Source organism: Alloyangia pacifica, from assembly GCF_020524285.1.
Lineage (GTDB): Bacteria > Pseudomonadota > Alphaproteobacteria > Rhodobacterales > Rhodobacteraceae > Salipiger > Salipiger pacificus_B.
The window spans coordinates 134,673-150,834 of the sequence record NZ_JAIVKX010000010.1 but is presented as its reverse complement, the minus strand read 5'-3'; the positions used below and the strand labels follow the sequence as shown (position 1 = coordinate 150,834).

The window sequence follows — 16,162 nt, the reverse complement described above, 5'->3', positions numbered from 1 at the left end:
TCCGCCTCCTTGCGCTATGCCCCGCCCAGCACCGTGCCGGCGGGAACCTTCATCCCGCGCAGGAAGGTCTCGACGTCCTGCGCCCCCTTGCCGGCGCGCTGCGCCCGCGTCACCTGCACCGCGCCCGCGCCGCAGGCGATGACGAAGCCGTCGTCAAGCGCCTCGCCCGGTGCCCCCTCGCCCGGCACCACGCGCGCGCCCAGCAGCTTGATCCGCTGGTCGCCGACCATGGTCCAGGCCCCCGGGAAGGGCGCCAGCCCCCGCACCTTGCGCGACACCTCCTCGGCGGGAAGGCTCCAGTCGAGCACCGCCTCGGCCTTGTCGATCTTCTGGGCGTAGGTGACCCCGGCCTCTGGCTGCGGTTCCGGGGCCAGAATGTCCAACCGCTCCAGCGCGGTGACGATCAGCCGCGCCCCCATCTCCGACAGCCGGTCATGCAGGGCGCCGGTGGTCTCCTCGGCGCCGATCGGCGTCGCCTCGCGCAGCAGCACCGGCCCGGTGTCGAGCCCCGCCTCCATCTGCATGATGCACACGCCGGTCTCCGGGTCGCCCGAGAGAATCGCCCGGTGGATCGGCGCGGCGCCGCGCCAGCGCGGCAGCAAGGACGCGTGGATGTTGAGACAGCCGCGCGCGGGCGCATCTAGGATCGCCTGCGGCAGGATCAGCCCGTAGGCCACCACCACGGCCACATCGGCGTTCAGAGCCGCGAACTCGGCCTGCGCTTCGGCCCCCTTGAGGCTCACCGGGTGGCGCACCTCCAGCCCCAGCGCCTCGGCGCGGGCCTGCACCGGCGAGGGACGGTCCTTCTTGCCGCGCCCGGCGGGGCGCGGCGGCTGGCTGTAGACCGCGGCGATCTCGTGCCCCGCCCCGACCAGCGCCTCGAGCACCGGCACCGAAAACTCCGGGGTTCCCATGAAGACCACGCGCATCCGCCGCCCCTTTCCTCTTTCCACAAACACTCAAGGCCGCGGCCCGCCCGAAAGCGCCCGCCCCTTCTTCTCTTTGACAAATACGCAAATCCCGCCGGCGCCGCCAGCGCGGCTTCCGGCAACGGCGGGCCTCAGCCGCGCTTCTTCGAGCGGCGGATCAGCATGTCGCGCTTCACCTTGCCGAGATGGTCGAAGTACATCTTGCCGTTCAGGTGATCGACCTGGTGCTGCACCGAGGTTGCCCAGAGCCCGACGAAGTCCTGCTCCTGCATCTCTCCCTCGGCGTTGATAAAGCGCACCGTCACGCCGCGCGGGCGCTCGATCTTCGCCCAGACGCCAGGCAGGTTCGGGCTGGCCTCGTCATGGGTGTTCATCTTCACCGAAGCGTGCAGGATCTCGGGGTTGGCCATGCGGATCGCCTTGCCGCGCTCCTCCGAGGCATCGACCACGGCAAGCCGCAGCATCACGCCGATCTGCGGCGCCGCAAGGCCGACACCGGGCATCGCCTCCATGGTGTCGATCATGTCATCCCAGATCGTGCGGATCTCGTCGGTGATGGTCTCGACCGGGCCTGCGGGCGTGCGCAGCCGCTTGTCCGGCCAGGGAATGCAGGGGCGTGCGGTCATTGTCAGGCTCCTTGCGCCAGCGCCTCGTAGTCGGCAATCAGCGCCGCGCGCGCCTCTGCCTCGAGCCGGTCGAAATGCACCAGCCCGTCGAGATGATCATATTCGTGCTGCGCGACGATCGCCTCGGCGCCCGAGAGCTCGACCTCCTGCACCTCGCCGGCGAGGTCGGTATAGGCCAGGCGGATGCGCGCGTGGCGCGCGACCTGCGCGGTGACCCCGGGGATCGAGAGGCACCCCTCGCCGCCGGTCGCCCGTTCTTCCGAGGCCCAGGTGATCTCGGGGTTGATGCAGGCGCGCGGCGTCATCTCGCCGTCCTTCCAGCCCGCATCCATCACGAAGACCCGGACCATGGCGCCGACCTGCGGCGCGGCGAGGCCGCGGCCGGGGGCGTCGTACATGGTCTCGAAGAGATCGGTGACCAGATCGGCCACCTCCGCCGCAGACCCCACCTCGGCGCAACCCTGCGACAGCCGCGGGTCGGGCCAGCGCAGGATCGGCAGCAGGCTCAAATCCTTGCCCTCTCGCGCTTCAGCTTGACCATCTTGCGGGTGATCATCTGGCGCTTGAGCGGCTTGAGGTAGTCGATGAAGAGCTTGCCGTCGAGGTGGTCGATCTCGTGCTGAACGCAGGTCGCCCAGAGCCCGTCGAACTCTTCCTTGTGCAGCTTGCCGTCGCGGTCGAGCCATTCGACCTCGACCATCTTCGGCCGCTCGACCTCGGCGTATTGCTCGGGGATCGACAGGCAGCCTTCCTCGTAGACGTTGCGCTCGTCCGAGCTGGCGATGACCTTCGGGTTGAACATCACCAGTGGGCGCGGCGTCTCGCCGTCGTCGGGACGGGCGCAGTCGAGCACGATCAGCCGCTCCAGCACGCCGATCTGCGGCGCCGCCAGCCCGATGCCCGGCGCGTCATACATAGTTTCGAGCATGTCGTCGGCCAGCACGCGCAGCTCGTCCGACAGGTCGGGCACCGGCGCGCAGAGCTTCTTCAGCCGCGGATCGGGGTGGATGAGGATGGGGCGTTTCATGCGCTTCACTTAGGCAAATGCGCGTGAGCGCGCAAGGTGTCCGCGGCTGCAGCCCTTGCGCTCGGGCGCCAAGCCGCTAGCGTCCGCAGCAGCATTCCGGCAGTTCCAGAGCAGAAAGTGACAGTGACACCATGAAAGACCTCTTCGACCAACCGATCGACCGCCGCGGCACCGGCTCGGCCAAGTGGGACCTCATGGAGAAACTGTTCGGCGTGCCGCAGGAAGACGGTCTGGCGATGTGGACCGCCGATTCCGACTACCCCACCGCGCCCTGCGTGCGCGACGCGCTGCAGGCGCAGGTCGATCTCGGGATCTTCGGCTATTTCTCGGCCATGGGCCTCTACACGAGCGCGGTGCAATGGTGGATGAAGGAACGCCATGACTGGCACATCGAGCAGGAGTGGATCGTGCCGGTGCACGGGCTGGGCAACGGCGTGGCCATGTGCCTCGACGTCTACACCGCGCCGGGCGACAACGTGGCGATCTTCTCGCCGGTCTACCACGAGTTCGCCGCGAAGATCCGCCGCGCCGGCCGCGTGGTCACCGAATGCCCGCTGAAGCGCGACGGCGACCGCTACGAGCTCGACCTCGAGGACGCGCAATCGCGGCTCACCGGCAAGGAGACCATGCTGATCTGGTGCTCGCCGCAGAACCCCTCGGGCCGGGTCTGGACCGCCGAGGAACTGCGCGCCGTCGCCGCGTTCGCCAAGCGCAACGGCCTGATGCTGCTGTCGGACGAGGTGCACCACGATCTGGTCTACCCGGGCGAGACCTTCGTGCCCATGGCGATCGCCGCCCCCGAGAGCGAGGAGCGCCTGATCACCCTGACCGCCGCGTCCAAGACCTTCAACATCGCGGGCCAGCGGGTCGGCGCGCTGACCATCAGCGATGCCGGGCTGCGCAAGCAGATGGAGGACCGGCTGACCGCGCTGGACAGCAAGCCCAATGCGCTGGGACTGATCATGACCGCCGCCGCCTACTCGCCCGAGGGCGCGGAATGGGTGGACGCGCAGATCGCCCACCTGCAGGGCAACCGCGCGATCTTCGACGAGATGGTCAACGCCATCCCCGGGCTGCGCTCGATCCCGCTGCAGGCAACCTACCTTGCCTGGGTGGATTTCTCGGGCACCGGCATGAGCTTCGACGAGGCCAACGCCCGGGTGCGCGACATCGCCAAGATCGCCGTCAGCCCCGGCCCCTCCTTCGGCACCGGCGGCGAGACCTTCATGCGGGTCAATCTCGCCGCGCCCCGCGCCATCATCGAAGAAGCCGGCACGCGGCTGCAGAAGGCCTTCGCCGACCTGCAGTGAGCCGCAACCGCCCGTTCTTCTAGGCGAAAATATCCCGGGGTGAATTGCCGCGCAGCGGCAAGAGGGGCAGCGCCCCTGCCCTCACTTCAAAAGCGAGGGGCGCTGCCCCTCGCGCTCCCCGGCGTATTTGGAAAGAGAAGAAGAGGGGCGGCCTTCAGGCCCGCGGCGGGCGCGACTTGTAGACCGGGATGCCCCAGCCGAAGGCCAGGGCCGAGGCGCGCAGGGCAAAGGTCACCCCGGCGCAGACCAGCGCGGCGGAGAAGGGCGGCAGGCCGAGCCAGCCGGCCACCAGCAGCGCGAGCGCGCCGCAGAGCGCGCAGGTGGCGTAGGGTTCGCCCTGTTTCAGCAGCAGCGGCACCTCGTTGGCGACCACATCGCGCATCAGCCCCCCGAGACAGCCGGTCATCACCCCCATCACCAGGATCACCCCCCAGGCCGCGCCCTCGGCCTGAGCGATGCTGCTGCCCGCGGCCACGGCCACCGACAGCGCCGCGGCGTCGAGCCAGAGGATCGCCTTGGCCCGGCTCTCCAGCCGGTGCGCGGTGAAGAAGACCAGCAGCGCGGCGGCGCAGGCGATGGCAAGATAGGTCGGCTGCGCAATCCAGAACACCGGGTGGCGGTCGAGCAGCAGATCGCGGGTCGTGCCGCCACCGACCGCGGTCAGGCAGGCGAGGAAGGCAAAACCCACCACGTCGAGCTGCGCCCGGCTGGCGACCAGCGCCCCGGTCAGCGCAAAGATCAGGACGGAGGCGTAGTCGAGAAGGACGAGCGGGCTCACCGCCTCAGCCCTTGAACGGGGCCATGCCCGCCCGCGCCAACTCGTCGGCGCGCTCGTTCTCCGGGTGGCCAGCGTGGCCCTTGACCCATTCCCAGGTGACGTCGTGGCGCTTCTGCGCCTCGTCGAGCCGCTGCCACAGCTCGGCGTTCTTCACCGGTTTCTTGGCGGCGGTCTTCCAGCCGTTGCGCTTCCAGCCGTGGATCCAGCCGGTGACGCCGTTCTTCACGTAGGCGCTGTCGGTGACGACGGTGATCCGCGACGGGCGCGACAGCGCCTCGAGCGCGCTGATCGCCGCCATCAGCTCCATGCGGTTGTTGGTGGTCTCCGCCTCGCCGCCGCTGAGTTCGCGCTCCTTGGCGACGGTCTCGCCCTCCATCGCGCGCATGAGAACGCCCCAGCCCCCCGGGCCGGGATTTCCGGAGCAGGCTCCGTCGGTATATGCATAAAGGTCAGCCATAAGCGCGCACGCTAAGCCATGGCGCGGAGGTGCCGTCAAGCCCGGTTCCCGCGCCGCGGGACAGCGAAGTGGCGCTCCCCCTGCCGCGGACGGCCGTCCGGCCCGCGCCCCTCACAGGAAGGCCTCGACCGACAGGCAGGCGACCACGGCGGCGGTCAGCGGCACGCGCAGCGCCAGCCACCAGCGCGGGGTCAGCCCCCAGAGCTGGAAGAAAGCGTCGAGCAGCAGCAGGCCGAGGAAGCCGAAGACGAGGTTCGTCGCCGCCGCCACCGGCCCGCCGCCGACCATGAAGAAGGCCCAGAGCGCGGGCAGCACCGACAGCAAGTATGCCGTCGCGGCCTTGGCCCCGCCGGCCTTGGTGGCAAAGCCCCAGAGCACGCCGGACATGAAGCCGAGGATCACCGTGCCGTAGGAGAGCTGCAGGTAGGGCGCGACGAAACGGCTGCCGAGATTGGCGAGCGACCAGTCGTAGAGCGCGCCGTTGAAATGGGTCGCCACCGACCACAGGAAGGGCAGCAGGCCGGCGAGCGCGAGGATCAGCGGGGCGCGGGGCACGGAGCTCATGCGCGGCTCCGCGAAGGGGTTGGGCGGGGCATGGTCTCTCCTTCGGCACGTGTTTGGGCCGCAAGGTTTCCGATCGCCTCGCCCCTGTCAACGGAGACGCGCTCGGATCGGCTGTCAGACGGGGGTGATCTGGTGCCCCTCCGCCTCCAGCAGCTCCCGCGCCGCATCGAGCCGCGCGCCGTTCACCAGAAGATAGTCGCGCAGGAAGGTCGAGATCACGAAGACGCCCAGCCCCGCCTCGGAGAGCGGCTTCACCGCCGCCAGCACAACCCCCGGCTCGTCGAGCCCCGCCAGCGTATCGACCCGGAAGGCGCGCCAGCCAAAGCTCGCCTCGGTGCCCTCGGGCACGGCGGCGGCGGGGCAAACCACCGACAGCTCGTCCGGCGCACGGGTGAGGCTGACGCAGCCCTCGTCGCCGGTCCAGTCCGGAAAGGCGACATCCGCGGGCAGCTGCACTATGGCGTGCTCCTGCGGCAGCAGGGCGAGCGAGAGCCTGGGAAGGCTCACGCGGGCACGCGCAGCACGCGCGGCACCTTGAACTCGACGTTTTCCTGCGCGGTCTCGACCTTCTCGACGGTCATCTCGAAGCGGTCTCCGAAGGCCGCCACGACCTCGTCGATCAGCACCTCGGGCGCCGAGGCGCCGGCGGTCACGCCGACCGCGCGGATGCCCTCGAGCGCGCGCCAGTCGATGTCCTCGGCGCGCTGCACCAGCTGGGCGTAGGAGCAGCCCGCCTTGCGCGCCACCTCGACCAGCCGCTTGGAGTTCGAGGAATTCGGCGCCCCCACCACCAGCAGCGCGTCGCAATCGGGAGCGATGGCCTTCACCGCCTCCTGGCGGTTGGTCGTGGCGTAGCAGATGTCTTCCTTGTGCGGGCCGACGATGGCCGGGAAGCGCGCGCGCAGCGCCGCGACGATATCCACCGTGTCATCGACCGAGAGCGTGGTCTGGGTTACGAAGGCAAGCTTGTCGGGATCGCGCACCTCGACCTCGGCGACGTCGGCGACGGTCTCGACCAGCAGCACCTCGCCCTCGGGGAGCTGGCCCATGGTGCCGATCGTCTCGGGATGGCCCTCGTGGCCGATCATGATCATCTGCAGCCCGTTCTCGTGGTGGCGGGCAGCCTCGATATGCACCTTCGACACCAGCGGACAGGTCGCATCGACGTAGACCATCTCGCGCCGCGCCGCCTCGGCGGGCACCGCCTTGGGCACGCCATGCGCCGAGAAGATCACCGGCCGATCGAGCGGGCACTCCTCCAGCTCCTCGACGAAGACCGCTCCCTTGTCGCGCAGCCCGTCGACGACGAACTTGTTGTGCACGATCTCGTGCCGCACGTAGACCGGCGCGCCCCATTTCTCGAGCGCCATCTCGACGATCTTGATTGCCCGGTCGACACCGGCGCAGAACCCGCGCGGCGCGGCGAGATAGAGGGTGAGAGGGGCTTTGGTCATGGCTTGGGTCACCGGTGCGTCTCCTGTTGTCCCAGACCTAGTGGCTCTGCGAGCGCGGGTCCAGAGGGGCGGGCGCGCTTGTCTTCAGCCCGGCGTATCCGATCCCCGTATCTCCTCAGCCCAGCGTCGCCGCGGTCAGCCAGGCGAGGATGATGTAGCGCCCGGTCTTGGCCAGCGCGACGAGCAGCACGAAGAGCCAGAGCGGCGTGCGCATGATCCCTGCGACCACGGTGAACCCGTCGCCCAGCGGCGCCCAGCTCAACAGCAGCGACCAGATGCCCCATTTCGCGTACCAGCGCTGCGCGCGGTCGAGCTGCGCCTCGGTGACGGGAAACCAACGGCGGTGGCGGAAGTGCTCGAGACCGGCGCCGAGCGCGTAGTTGACCACCGAGCCGAGCGTGTTGCCGACGCTCGCCACGACCACCAGCGCCCAGATCGGCAGGTTTGAGCCGAGTTGTAACCCGACGAAGATGAGTTCGGATTGAAACGGCAGGATTGTCGCGGCCCCGAAGGCCGCGACGAAGAGGCCGCCGTAACTGGCAGCCTCAGTCAGCATGGGCGGCGGACCTCATCCCCATAAACTCCGCCGACCTTTGGCTTCGCCAAGGGCTCAGTTCCCGTTGGCAACCTCGAAGTTGCGCTCCGCCTGCTGCTCACGCGGAGGGCGGCCGATCACTTCGCGCAGCTCGTCGAGCTCGATGAAGTTGTCGGCCTGGCGGCGCAGCTCGTCCGCGATCATCGGCGGCTGGCTGCGGATCGTCGAGACGACCGAAACGCGCACACCCTGACGCTGTAGGCTCTCGATCAGCGGCCGGAAGTCTCCATCCCCAGAGAACAGCACGATGTGATCGACGCGCGGCGCCAGTTCCATGGCATCGACAGTCAGCTCGATGTCCATGTTTCCCTTCACTTTACGGCGGCCCTGCGCGTCGGTGTATTCCTTCGCGGGCTTGGTCACCATGGTGAAGCCGTTGTAGTGCAGCCAGTCCACCAGCGGGCGGATCGGCGAGTATTCGTCGTTTTCGAGGAGTGCGGTGTAATAGAATGCGCGCACCATCTTGCCGCGACGCACGAATTCTTGTCTGAGCAGCTTGTAGTCGATGTCGAAGCCGAGGGCTTTGGCGGCTGCGTACAGGTTAGACCCGTCAATGAACAGCGCCAACCGTTCGTCCTTGTAAAACATCAAATGTCCTTTCGAGCAATCGGGGCGTCAGATCCGTGAGTGGAAAAATGGAATAATGGGACGCCCATTTCTGAGAGTAAGGCTTTCATGGAGCTTTTCAAGCAGCGCAATATATGCAGAAGGATAGTGTAAGAATGGGTTTACCTTGCGGAATACTTATCGCCCTGGGGGCCAACATGCCCTCCGAGGCAGGTACCCCCCTCCAGACCCTGCACTCCGCTCTCTCCGCGCTCGCGCGCGAGGACTACGTGGTCGAGAAGGTCAGCACCTTCTACGCAACGCCCTGTTTTCCTGCCGGATTTGGTCCGGATTACTGCAATGCCTGCGCCCTGTTGAGCGGCCCGTCGGATCCCGCCGCGATCCTCGCTGCGCTGCACCGCGTCGAAGCGCAGTTCGGACGCGAAAGAGAGCGCCGCTGGGGCAGCCGGACGCTCGACCTCGATCTGCTCGCCGTTGGCGAAATCGTGATGCCAAATGAGGCAACCCAGACGCGATGGCGGGAAATCGCTGTGGAGGAGCAGACGCAGGTGACTCCGGACGAGCTGATTCTTCCGCATCCGCGACTTCAGGACCGTGCATTCGTCCTCGTACCGCTTTGCGACATTGCCGCTAATTGGCGTCACCCAATTCTCGATCTCACCGCGCAAGAGCTCTGCGACGCGCTCCCCGAAGCGGCCCGCGCAGAGGTCGTTCCAATGTGATCCATCCGCCCCTCGACGCCGCCGCGTTTGCGCTTGTCAATCCTGAAGCATCGCGGTAGGAGTCTCATTTCTTACGGTCAACCGAAGGTGAAACGCTCATGGCCCGCGTCACGGTAGAAGACTGCGTCGACAAGGTACCCAACCGCTTCGAGCTGGTGATGCTCGCGTCCCATCGGGCGCGCGAAGTGGCTTCCGGTGCGCCGATCACCGTCGATCGCGACAACGACAAGAACCCGGTGGTCGCGCTGCGCGAAATCGCCGAGGAAACCCAGTCGGCTGACGAGCTGCGCGAGCGCCTGATCGAGTCGCACCAGAGCCAGATCGAGGTCGACGAGCCCGAAGAAGACAGCATGGCGCTTCTCATGGGTGCCGAGCAGGACAAGCCCGCCGACGACGACATGTCGGAAGAGAAACTCCTGCGCGCCCTGATGGAAGCGCAAGGAGAGAGCTGAGAGGCTCGCTTTTAGCGGGCCAGGGTAAGGATAGGCGCCCATGATCGCGGCGGAAGACCTTGTTGCACTGGTCCGCAACTACAATCCGAAGACCAACGAGGCGCTGATCCGCGAGGCCTATGATTACGGCCTGCGGATGCACGAGGGGCAGTACCGCCACTCCGGCGAGCTCTACTTCACCCATCCCGTCGCGGTTGCCGCCATCCTCACCGAGCAGCAGCTTGACGACGCGACCATCATCACCGCCCTGCTGCACGACACGATCGAGGACACCCGTGCCTCGTATCAGGATGTCGCGGACCGCTTCGGCACCGAGGTGGCGGATCTGGTCGACGGGGTCACCAAGCTGACCAACCTGCAGCTCTCTTCGTCGGAGACCAAGCAGGCCGAGAATTTTCGCAAGCTCTTCATGGCCATGTCCCGCGACCTGCGGGTGATTCTGGTGAAGCTCGCCGACCGGCTGCACAACATGCGGACGATCAAGGCGATGCGCCCCGAGAAGCAGGTGCAGAAGGCGCGCGAGACCATGGACATCTATGCGCCGCTGGCCGGCCGCATGGGTATGCAGTGGATGCGCGAGGAACTCGAGGATCTGGCGTTCCGGGTGCTCAACCCCGAGGGGCGCGCCTCGATCATCCGCCGCTTCATCAACCTGCAGAAGGAAGCCGGCGACGTGATCCACCGGATCACCGGCGACATGCGCCACGAGCTGGAAGAGGCGCAGATCGAGGCCGAGGTCTTCGGTCGCGCCAAGAAGCCCTACTCGATCTGGCGCAAGATGCAGGAAAAGGGCATGGGGTTCTCGCGCCTTTCGGACATCTACGGCTTCCGCGTCATCACCCGCAGCGAGATGGACACCTACCGCGCGCTCGGCGTGATCCACCAGCGCTGGCGCGCCGTGCCGGGCCGCTTCAAGGACTACGTCAGCCAGCCGAAATCCAACGGTTACCGCTCGATACACACCACCGTCTCGGGCCGCGACGGCAAACGCGTCGAGGTGCAGATCCGCACCCGCCAGATGCACGACGTGGCCGAGACCGGCGTTGCCGCGCATTGGTCCTATCGTGACGGCGTGCGCTCCGAGAACCCCTTTGCCGTCGACCCTGCTAAGTGGATCTCCTCGCTCACCGAGCAGTTCGACGCCGAGGAGGATCACGACGAATTCCTCGAGGCGGTGAAGCTCGAGATGTACTCGGACAAGGTGTTCTGCTTCACGCCCAAGGGCGACGTTGTGAAGCTGCCGCGCGGCGCGACACCGCTCGACTACGCCTACGCAATCCACACCCGCATCGGTTCGGCCTGCGTCGGCGCCAAGGTCGACGGCATCCGCGTGCCGCTCTGGACCCGCCTGAAGAACGGCCAGTCGGTCGAGATCATCACCGCCGAGGGGCAGACCCCGCAGGCCACCTGGCTCGACATCGCCACCACCGGCAAGGCGCGCAGCGCCATCCGCCGCGCCCTGCGCGAGGCCGGCCGCGGGCGGTTCATCAAGCTCGGGCAGGAACTGGCGCGCTCGGCCTTCGAGCACGTCGGCAAGAAATCCACCGACAAGGTGCTCGAGAAGGCCGCCAAGACGCTGCGCCTCGAAGACGCGGACGAGCTGCTCGCCCGCCTCGGCAGCGCCGAGCTGACCACCCGCGAGGTGGTGCACGCAGTCTATCCCGACCTCACCCCCTCGGACGAACACGAGGTGGAGATGCAGCGCGCGGTCATCGGCCTCGAGCCGGGCACCGGTTTCACCCGGGCACGCTGCTGCCAGCCGCTGCCGGGCGAGCGCATCGTCGGCATCACCAAGCGCGGCAAGGGTGTCTTCGTGCATGCGATCGATTGCGAATCCCTCGCCAAGTACGAGGACCAGCCCGAGCGCTGGGTCGACCTGCACTGGGCCGACGGTACGCACCCCGCGGCCTACGACATGAGCCTTGACCTCACGGTCGGCAACGATGCCGGCGTACTCGGGCGCATTTGCACCTTGATCGGCGAGCGCGGGGCCAATATCTCGGACCTGCACTTCATCGACCGGAAACCGGATTTCTTCAGACTCCAGATCGACGTGGAACTGAGGGATGCCGAACACCTCCACTCGGTGATGTCCGCACTCGAAGCCGAAAGCGACGTGGCCTCCGTCAGCCGCCATCGCGACACCTCCCTGGCGGCCGTGCCTGCCGCCGCGGAGTAATGAAAGAGGGGAAGGGCGCCATTGGTTTTCAAGCGGCGCGACAAACGGCCAGTCTGGAGGGCCGTGCTAGAGTTCTTCTGGCCGCGTGGCGGCTGGGGGCGCGCCGCCCGTTATGTCCAGTACCGCCTGCACCGGCTTCCCGATTCGCCTGAAAAGATCGCCCGCGGCATCTTTGCCGGGGTGTTCACCACCTTCACCCCGCTCTACGGGCTGCATTTTGTCGTCGCCGCCGCCGTCGCCTGGCTGGTCCGGGGCAATATCCTCGCGGCGCTGCTCGGCACCTTCTTCGGCAACCCGCTGACCTACGTGCCGATCGGCATCGTCTCGCTGGAGCTGGGGTACTTCCTTCTGGGCATCGACCGGCGCTCGCCGCATCACGCCTCGCTGCTCGACAAGTTCACCTACGCGGGCCACGACCTCTGGCACAACGTCTGCGCCGTCTTCACCGGGGATGCGGCCGACTGGACCAACCTGAGGATCTTCTTCCACGAGGTCTTCTACCCCTACCTGATCGGCGGCATCCTTCCCGGCATCATCGCGGGTCTCGTGGCCTACTACCTGTCGGTACCGGTCATCCGCGCCTATCAGAACCGCCGCCGCGGCGCGCTGAAGAAAAAGCTCGCGGCCCTGAAAAAGAAGCAGAAAGCGGCTGACGAGGGCGGCGCGGCGGACTAGGGTCCGGCGCGAAGAGACCCTCTATCGTCCCCCGGAGGACACGCGATGACTTCCTATGCCGGCCGCCTGAGACTGGGCGTCAACATCGACCACGTCGCCACCGTGCGCAACGCCCGCGGCAGCGCCTATCCCTGCCCGCTGCGCGCCGCGAAACTCGCCGAGGAGGCCGGGGCCGACGGCATCACCGCGCACCTGCGCGAAGACCGCCGCCACATCTCGGACGCCGACATCGACGGGCTGATGGAGACGCTCTCGGTGCCGCTCAACTTCGAGATGGCCGCCACCGACGAGATGCAGGCCATCGCCCTGCGCCACAAGCCGCACGCGGTCTGCGTCGTCCCCGAGAAGCGCGAGGAGCGCACCACCGAGGGTGGGCTCGAGGTGGCGCGCGAGGAAAACCGGCTGGCGCATTTCATCGCGCCGCTGCGCGAGGCGGGCTGCCGGGTGTCGATCTTCATTGCCCCCGACAAGCCGCAGATCGAAGCCGCGCACCGCATCGGCGCGCAGGTGATCGAACTGCACACCGGCGCCTATTGTGACCTCCACGCCGAGGGCAAGCTCGCCGAGCGCGACGCCGAGCTCGAGCGCCTGCGCGACATGTCCGCCTTTGCCCATTCGCTGGGGCTCGAGGTGCACGCGGGTCACGGGCTGACCTACGACACGGTGAAACCCATCGCCGCCTTCCCGGAGGTGATGGAGCTCAACATCGGGCATTTCCTGATCGGCGAGGCGATCTTCCGCGGCCTCGGCCCGGCGATCGCCGAGATGCGCCGCCTGATGGACGAGGCGCGGGCGTAACCGCCCGCGGCCCCGGAGACCACGGATGATCCTCGGCATCGGCACGGACCTTGCGAACATCGAGCGCATCGAGGCGACGCTGGCCCGCTTCGGGGACCGGTTCCGCAACCGCGTCTTCACCGAGACCGAACAGCGCAAGGCCGAACGCCGCAGGGACGTGGCCGGCACCTACGCCAAGCGGTGGGCCGCCAAGGAAGCCTGCTCCAAGGCGCTCGGCACCGGGCTGCGCATGGGCATCGCCTGGAAGGACATGGCGGTGACCAACCTGCCGACCGGCCAACCGGTGATGCAGGTGACCGGCTGGGCGAAGGAGCGGCTCGACGCGATGACCCCGCCCGGCCACGAGGCGATCATTCACGTGACGCTGACCGACGACCATCCCTGGGCGCAGGCCTTCGTGGTGATCGAGGCCCGGCCGACCGACGGCGCGATCACGACACGGTAACGCCCGCGCAAAACCCTTCGAAGGGTTTTGCAAATCTCTTCGAAGAGATTTGCACGGCCTTTGCGCCGCCTTGACACTCTCCCCGCCCCCGCCCATGAAGCCAAGGAACCAAGGCACATCGAGGCACAAGGGCGGGATTCCATGGCAAAAGAAGAGAAATCGGGCGGGATCTGGGAAACCGTCAAGACGGTATTCTGGGCGCTGGTGATCGCGGGCGTCTTCCGGACGCTGTTCTTCCAGCCGTTCTGGATTCCCTCCGGCTCGATGAAGGATACGCTGCTGATCGGCGACTTCCTCTTCGTCAACAAGATGACCTACGGCTATTCCTATGCCTCCTGCCCGTCGATCCGCCTGAACTCCTTCGGCATCAACGTCGACGCCAAGGACATCTGCGGCTTCCTCGATGGCGACAACACCCGGCTGTTCGGCTCCGAGCCCGAGCGCGGCGACGTGGTGGTCTTCCGCCACCCGGTCAACGGCACCGACTTCATCAAGCGGGTGATCGGCCTGCCGGGCGACCAGATCCAGGTCAAGCAGGGGCTGCTCTACATCAACGGCACCCCGGTCGAGATCGAGGCCAATGGCACCTTCACCGAAACCGCCGAGCCGCAGGGCCCGCAGGGCCTGCGTCCGCGCTGCGAGAACGGCCCGGTCGGCACCGGCGGTGTCTGCGAGAAATCGCGCTGGACCGAAACGCTGCCCAATGGCGTGAAGCATGATATCCTCAACATCGGAATGCAGGGATCGGACAACACCCCGATCTACACCGTGCCCGAGGGTCATTTCTTCATGATGGGTGACAACCGCGACAACTCCGCAGACAGCCGCGTGCCGAACGCCGCGGGCGGCGTCGGCTTCGTGCCGTTCGAGAACATCATCGGCAAGGCGACGCGCGTCATGTTCTCCTCGTCTGGCCGCTCGATGCTGTTCTTCTGGACCTGGCGCGGCGACCGGTTCTTCCACAAGATCACATGAAGCGTTCGGCCGAGATAGAAGCGCTGGAGCAGCGGCTGGGGCATCGGTTCGAGCGACCCGAGCTGCTGCGCCGCGCGCTGACCCATTCGTCGATGTCCGGTCCCGGCCGCGAGGACAACCAGCGGCTCGAGTTCCTCGGCGACCGCGTGCTCGGCCTCGTCATGGCCGAAGCGCTTCTGGGCGAGGACCGCAAGGCCAGCGAGGGCCAACTCGCGCCGCGCTTCAACGCGCTGGTCCGCAAGGAGGCCTGCGCCGAGGTGGCGCGCGAGGTCGACATCGGCGCCGCGCTGAAGCTCGGCCGCTCCGAGATGATGTCGGGCGGGCGTCGCAAGCAGGCGCTGCTCGGCGACGCCATGGAGGCGGTGATCGCCGCGGTCTATCTCGACGGCGGCTTCGAGGTGGCGCAAGACATGATCCTGCGGCTCTGGGGCAACCGGGTCTCGACCGTGCAGCAGGACGCGCGCGATCCCAAGACCTCTCTGCAGGAATGGGCGCAGGCACGCGGCATGACCCCGCCCGCCTACGTGGAAACCGCCCGCTCCGGCCCCGATCACGCGCCGGTCTTCACCATCGAAGTGCGGCTCGCCTCGGGCCAGAAGGCCGACGCCACCGCCGGCTCGAAGCGCAAGGCCGAACAGGAAGCCGCCGCCGCGCTGCTGGCGCAAGTCACCGCGGATGGCTGACGCCGCCGCGCCGCGGATGAGCGCGAATGCCACCGGCGCCGGTTTCATGGTGCTGGCGATGACGCTCTTCGCGGTCGAGGACGCGCTTTTCAAATCCGTCGCCCCCGGCCTGCCGCCGGGCGAGGCGACGGTGATCTTCGGCCTCACCGGCGTCACGCTCTACACCCTGATGACCCTGCGCGCGGGCGAGGCCGTGCTGCACCCGGCGATGCTGCGCCCCAGCCTGCTGCTGCGCACGGTCTTCGAGATCATGGGGCGGCTCTTCTTCGCGCTGTCGCTGGCCTACACGCCGCTGTCGGTCACCTCCTCGATCCTGCAGGCGGCGCCGCTGGTGGTCACCGCCGGGGCGGCGCTGCTGCTCGGCGAGACGGTCGGTCCGCGCCGCTGGGCCGCCATGGCGGTGGGCTTTGTCGGCGTGCTGCTGATCGTGCGCCCCACGCCCGAAGCCTTCCGGCTCGACGCGCTGCTGTCGATCGCGGCGATGTTCGGCTTCGCCATGCGCGATCTCTACACCCGCGCGGCACCGCCCGCGGTCTCGGCGAAACAGCTCGGTATCCTCGGTTTCGCGGTGGTCACGGTGGCGGGGCTCTTGCTGCTGCCTTTCGATCCCGCGCCGCCGCGCCTGCCGCAGAGCTCCGAGCTGCTGCGCCTGCTGGCCACGGGTCTCGTCGGCGTCACCGCCTATACCGCGCTCACCCGCGCCATGCGCACGGGCGAGGTCTCGGTGGTCGCCCCCTTCCGCTACTCGCGGCTGCTGGTGGCGCTGGTCTTCGCCTACCTGCTCTTCGGCGAGCGCCCGGATCTCTGGACGCTTGCAGGAGCGCTGCTGATTGTCGTCTCGGGATGCTATACCCTGATCCGCAGCGGCCGCTCTGGCCCCGCGCCGCAAAAGCCTGTAAGGGCCACGGATCGTCAGTAACGGGAAC

General features: G+C 67.6%; 21 protein-coding genes. 10 read left to right on the top strand and 11 right to left on the bottom strand.

Annotation, left to right across the window (positions count from 1 at the left end):
• Positions 1-14: 14 nt before the first annotated feature.
• From fmt to def (LC039_RS15285), 4 genes are all read right to left on the bottom strand, one after another.
• Positions 15-929, bottom strand: a complete 915-nt coding sequence (gene fmt / locus LC039_RS15300; RefSeq protein ID WP_226625943.1) for a methionyl-tRNA formyltransferase — start codon at positions 927-929, stop codon at positions 15-17.
• Positions 930-1,060: 131 nt separating this feature from the next.
• Complete coding sequence (def, locus tag LC039_RS15295; RefSeq protein ID WP_226625941.1) at positions 1,061-1,555, bottom strand: peptide deformylase; 495 nt, start codon at positions 1,553-1,555, stop codon at positions 1,061-1,063.
• Between the two features lie 2 nt (positions 1,556-1,557).
• Positions 1,558-2,064, bottom strand: coding sequence for a peptide deformylase (def, locus tag LC039_RS15290; RefSeq protein ID WP_226625940.1), 507 nt, complete (start codon positions 2,062-2,064; stop codon positions 1,558-1,560).
• On the bottom strand, positions 2,061-2,582 hold the full coding sequence (gene def, locus LC039_RS15285; protein ID WP_226625938.1) for a peptide deformylase: 522 nt from the start codon (positions 2,580-2,582) through the stop codon (positions 2,061-2,063). The genes def (LC039_RS15290) and def (LC039_RS15285) overlap by 4 nt, the downstream gene beginning before the upstream one ends.
• A 131-nt stretch (positions 2,583-2,713) precedes the next feature.
• Here def (LC039_RS15285) and LC039_RS15280 point away from each other — a divergent pair, with 131 nt between their 5' ends.
• Positions 2,714-3,892 carry a MalY/PatB family protein gene (locus LC039_RS15280; protein ID WP_226625937.1) on the top strand — a complete coding sequence of 393 codons (1,179 nt, stop codon included), beginning with the start codon at positions 2,714-2,716 and terminating at the stop codon, positions 3,890-3,892.
• Between the two features lie 154 nt (positions 3,893-4,046).
• On the opposite strand, the gene LC039_RS15275 is transcribed toward LC039_RS15280, so the two are convergent.
• The 7 genes from LC039_RS15275 to LC039_RS15245 all read right to left on the bottom strand — a co-directional run bounded on the left by LC039_RS15275 (position 4,047) and on the right by LC039_RS15245 (position 8,328).
• Positions 4,047-4,670 (bottom strand): trimeric intracellular cation channel family protein, encoded by a 624-nt coding sequence (locus LC039_RS15275; protein WP_226625935.1) that lies wholly within the window; start codon positions 4,668-4,670, stop codon positions 4,047-4,049.
• Between the two features lie 4 nt (positions 4,671-4,674).
• The gene (rnhA, locus tag LC039_RS15270; RefSeq protein ID WP_226625933.1) at positions 4,675-5,127 is read right to left on the bottom strand and encodes a ribonuclease HI; all 453 of its coding nucleotides are present in this window, start codon (positions 5,125-5,127) and stop codon (positions 4,675-4,677) included.
• A 111-nt stretch (positions 5,128-5,238) separates the two neighbouring features.
• Positions 5,239-5,691: a DUF3429 domain-containing protein gene (locus LC039_RS15265; RefSeq protein ID WP_226625932.1), complete on the bottom strand. Its 453-nt coding sequence runs from the start codon at positions 5,689-5,691 to the stop codon at positions 5,239-5,241.
• Between the two features lie 114 nt (positions 5,692-5,805).
• Positions 5,806-6,198, bottom strand: coding sequence for an ACT domain-containing protein (locus LC039_RS15260; protein ID WP_226625928.1), 393 nt, complete (start codon positions 6,196-6,198; stop codon positions 5,806-5,808).
• On the bottom strand, positions 6,195-7,145 hold the full coding sequence (ispH, locus tag LC039_RS15255; RefSeq protein WP_226625926.1) for a 4-hydroxy-3-methylbut-2-enyl diphosphate reductase: 951 nt from the start codon (positions 7,143-7,145) through the stop codon (positions 6,195-6,197). The genes LC039_RS15260 and ispH overlap by 4 nt, the downstream gene beginning before the upstream one ends.
• 115 nt (positions 7,146-7,260) lie before the next feature.
• Positions 7,261-7,701 (bottom strand): YqaA family protein, encoded by a 441-nt coding sequence (locus tag LC039_RS15250; RefSeq protein ID WP_226625923.1) that lies wholly within the window; start codon positions 7,699-7,701, stop codon positions 7,261-7,263.
• 54 nt (positions 7,702-7,755) lie between these two features.
• Positions 7,756-8,328, bottom strand: coding sequence for an NYN domain-containing protein (locus tag LC039_RS15245; protein WP_092427755.1), 573 nt, complete (start codon positions 8,326-8,328; stop codon positions 7,756-7,758).
• 113 nt (positions 8,329-8,441) lie between these two features.
• Here LC039_RS15245 and folK point away from each other — a divergent pair, with 113 nt between their 5' ends.
• The 9 genes from folK (at position 8,442) to LC039_RS15200 (ending at position 16,155) form a co-directional block, all read left to right on the top strand.
• Positions 8,442-9,029, top strand: a complete 588-nt coding sequence (gene folK / locus LC039_RS15240) for a 2-amino-4-hydroxy-6-hydroxymethyldihydropteridine diphosphokinase (RefSeq protein WP_319003721.1) — start codon at positions 8,442-8,444, stop codon at positions 9,027-9,029.
• 98 nt (positions 9,030-9,127) lie between these two features.
• The gene (rpoZ, locus tag LC039_RS15235; protein WP_226625919.1) at positions 9,128-9,481 is read left to right on the top strand and encodes a DNA-directed RNA polymerase subunit omega; all 354 of its coding nucleotides are present in this window, start codon (positions 9,128-9,130) and stop codon (positions 9,479-9,481) included.
• 40 nt (positions 9,482-9,521) lie between these two features.
• The gene (locus tag LC039_RS15230) at positions 9,522-11,660 is read left to right on the top strand and encodes a RelA/SpoT family protein (protein WP_226625918.1); all 2,139 of its coding nucleotides are present in this window, start codon (positions 9,522-9,524) and stop codon (positions 11,658-11,660) included.
• A 21-nt stretch (positions 11,661-11,681) separates the two neighbouring features.
• Positions 11,682-12,335, top strand: coding sequence for a DUF2062 domain-containing protein (locus LC039_RS15225; protein WP_226625916.1), 654 nt, complete (start codon positions 11,682-11,684; stop codon positions 12,333-12,335).
• Between the two features lie 45 nt (positions 12,336-12,380).
• Positions 12,381-13,133 carry a pyridoxine 5'-phosphate synthase gene (locus LC039_RS15220; RefSeq protein WP_226625914.1) on the top strand — a complete coding sequence of 251 codons (753 nt, stop codon included), beginning with the start codon at positions 12,381-12,383 and terminating at the stop codon, positions 13,131-13,133.
• A gap of 25 nt (positions 13,134-13,158) precedes the next feature.
• Positions 13,159-13,578: a holo-ACP synthase gene (gene acpS, locus LC039_RS15215; RefSeq protein WP_226625913.1), complete on the top strand. Its 420-nt coding sequence runs from the start codon at positions 13,159-13,161 to the stop codon at positions 13,576-13,578.
• Between the two features lie 141 nt (positions 13,579-13,719).
• Positions 13,720-14,553: a signal peptidase I gene (gene lepB / locus LC039_RS15210; RefSeq protein WP_226625911.1), complete on the top strand. Its 834-nt coding sequence runs from the start codon at positions 13,720-13,722 to the stop codon at positions 14,551-14,553.
• On the top strand, positions 14,550-15,236 hold the full coding sequence (gene rnc, locus LC039_RS15205; protein WP_226625908.1) for a ribonuclease III: 687 nt from the start codon (positions 14,550-14,552) through the stop codon (positions 15,234-15,236). The genes lepB and rnc overlap by 4 nt, the downstream gene beginning before the upstream one ends.
• Positions 15,229-16,155, top strand: a complete 927-nt coding sequence (locus LC039_RS15200) for a DMT family transporter (protein WP_226625907.1) — start codon at positions 15,229-15,231, stop codon at positions 16,153-16,155. Before rnc ends, LC039_RS15200 begins: the two co-directional genes overlap by 8 nt.
• The last annotated feature ends 7 nt before the right edge of the window (positions 16,156-16,162 follow it).

Excerpts from the sequence above, each read along its gene's own strand:
- fmt (WP_226625943.1), bottom strand. The coding sequence starts at position 929 with ATGCGCGTGGTCTTCATGGGAACCCCGGAGTTTTCGGTGCCGGTGCTC.
- def (WP_226625941.1), bottom strand. The coding sequence starts at position 1,555 with ATGACCGCACGCCCCTGCATTCCCTGGCCGGACAAGCGGCTGCGCACG.
- def (WP_226625938.1), bottom strand. The coding sequence starts at position 2,582 with ATGAAACGCCCCATCCTCATCCACCCCGATCCGCGGCTGAAGAAGCTC.
- LC039_RS15280 (WP_226625937.1), top strand. The coding sequence starts at position 2,714 with ATGAAAGACCTCTTCGACCAACCGATCGACCGCCGCGGCACCGGCTCG.
- rnhA (WP_226625933.1), bottom strand. The coding sequence starts at position 5,127 with ATGGCTGACCTTTATGCATATACCGACGGAGCCTGCTCCGGAAATCCC.
- LC039_RS15265 (WP_226625932.1), bottom strand. The coding sequence starts at position 5,691 with ATGAGCTCCGTGCCCCGCGCCCCGCTGATCCTCGCGCTCGCCGGCCTG.
- ispH (WP_226625926.1), bottom strand. The coding sequence starts at position 7,145 with ATGACCAAAGCCCCTCTCACCCTCTATCTCGCCGCGCCGCGCGGGTTC.
- LC039_RS15250 (WP_226625923.1), bottom strand. The coding sequence starts at position 7,701 with ATGCTGACTGAGGCTGCCAGTTACGGCGGCCTCTTCGTCGCGGCCTTC.
- LC039_RS15245 (WP_092427755.1), bottom strand. The coding sequence starts at position 8,328 with ATGTTTTACAAGGACGAACGGTTGGCGCTGTTCATTGACGGGTCTAAC.
- folK (WP_319003721.1), top strand. The coding sequence starts at position 8,442 with ATGCAGAAGGATAGTGTAAGAATGGGTTTACCTTGCGGAATACTTATC.
- rpoZ (WP_226625919.1), top strand. The coding sequence starts at position 9,128 with ATGGCCCGCGTCACGGTAGAAGACTGCGTCGACAAGGTACCCAACCGC.
- LC039_RS15230 (WP_226625918.1), top strand. The coding sequence starts at position 9,522 with ATGATCGCGGCGGAAGACCTTGTTGCACTGGTCCGCAACTACAATCCG.
- LC039_RS15220 (WP_226625914.1), top strand. The coding sequence starts at position 12,381 with ATGACTTCCTATGCCGGCCGCCTGAGACTGGGCGTCAACATCGACCAC.
- acpS (WP_226625913.1), top strand. The coding sequence starts at position 13,159 with ATGATCCTCGGCATCGGCACGGACCTTGCGAACATCGAGCGCATCGAG.
- lepB (WP_226625911.1), top strand. The coding sequence starts at position 13,720 with ATGGCAAAAGAAGAGAAATCGGGCGGGATCTGGGAAACCGTCAAGACG.
- rnc (WP_226625908.1), top strand. The coding sequence starts at position 14,550 with ATGAAGCGTTCGGCCGAGATAGAAGCGCTGGAGCAGCGGCTGGGGCAT.
- LC039_RS15200 (WP_226625907.1), top strand. The coding sequence starts at position 15,229 with ATGGCTGACGCCGCCGCGCCGCGGATGAGCGCGAATGCCACCGGCGCC.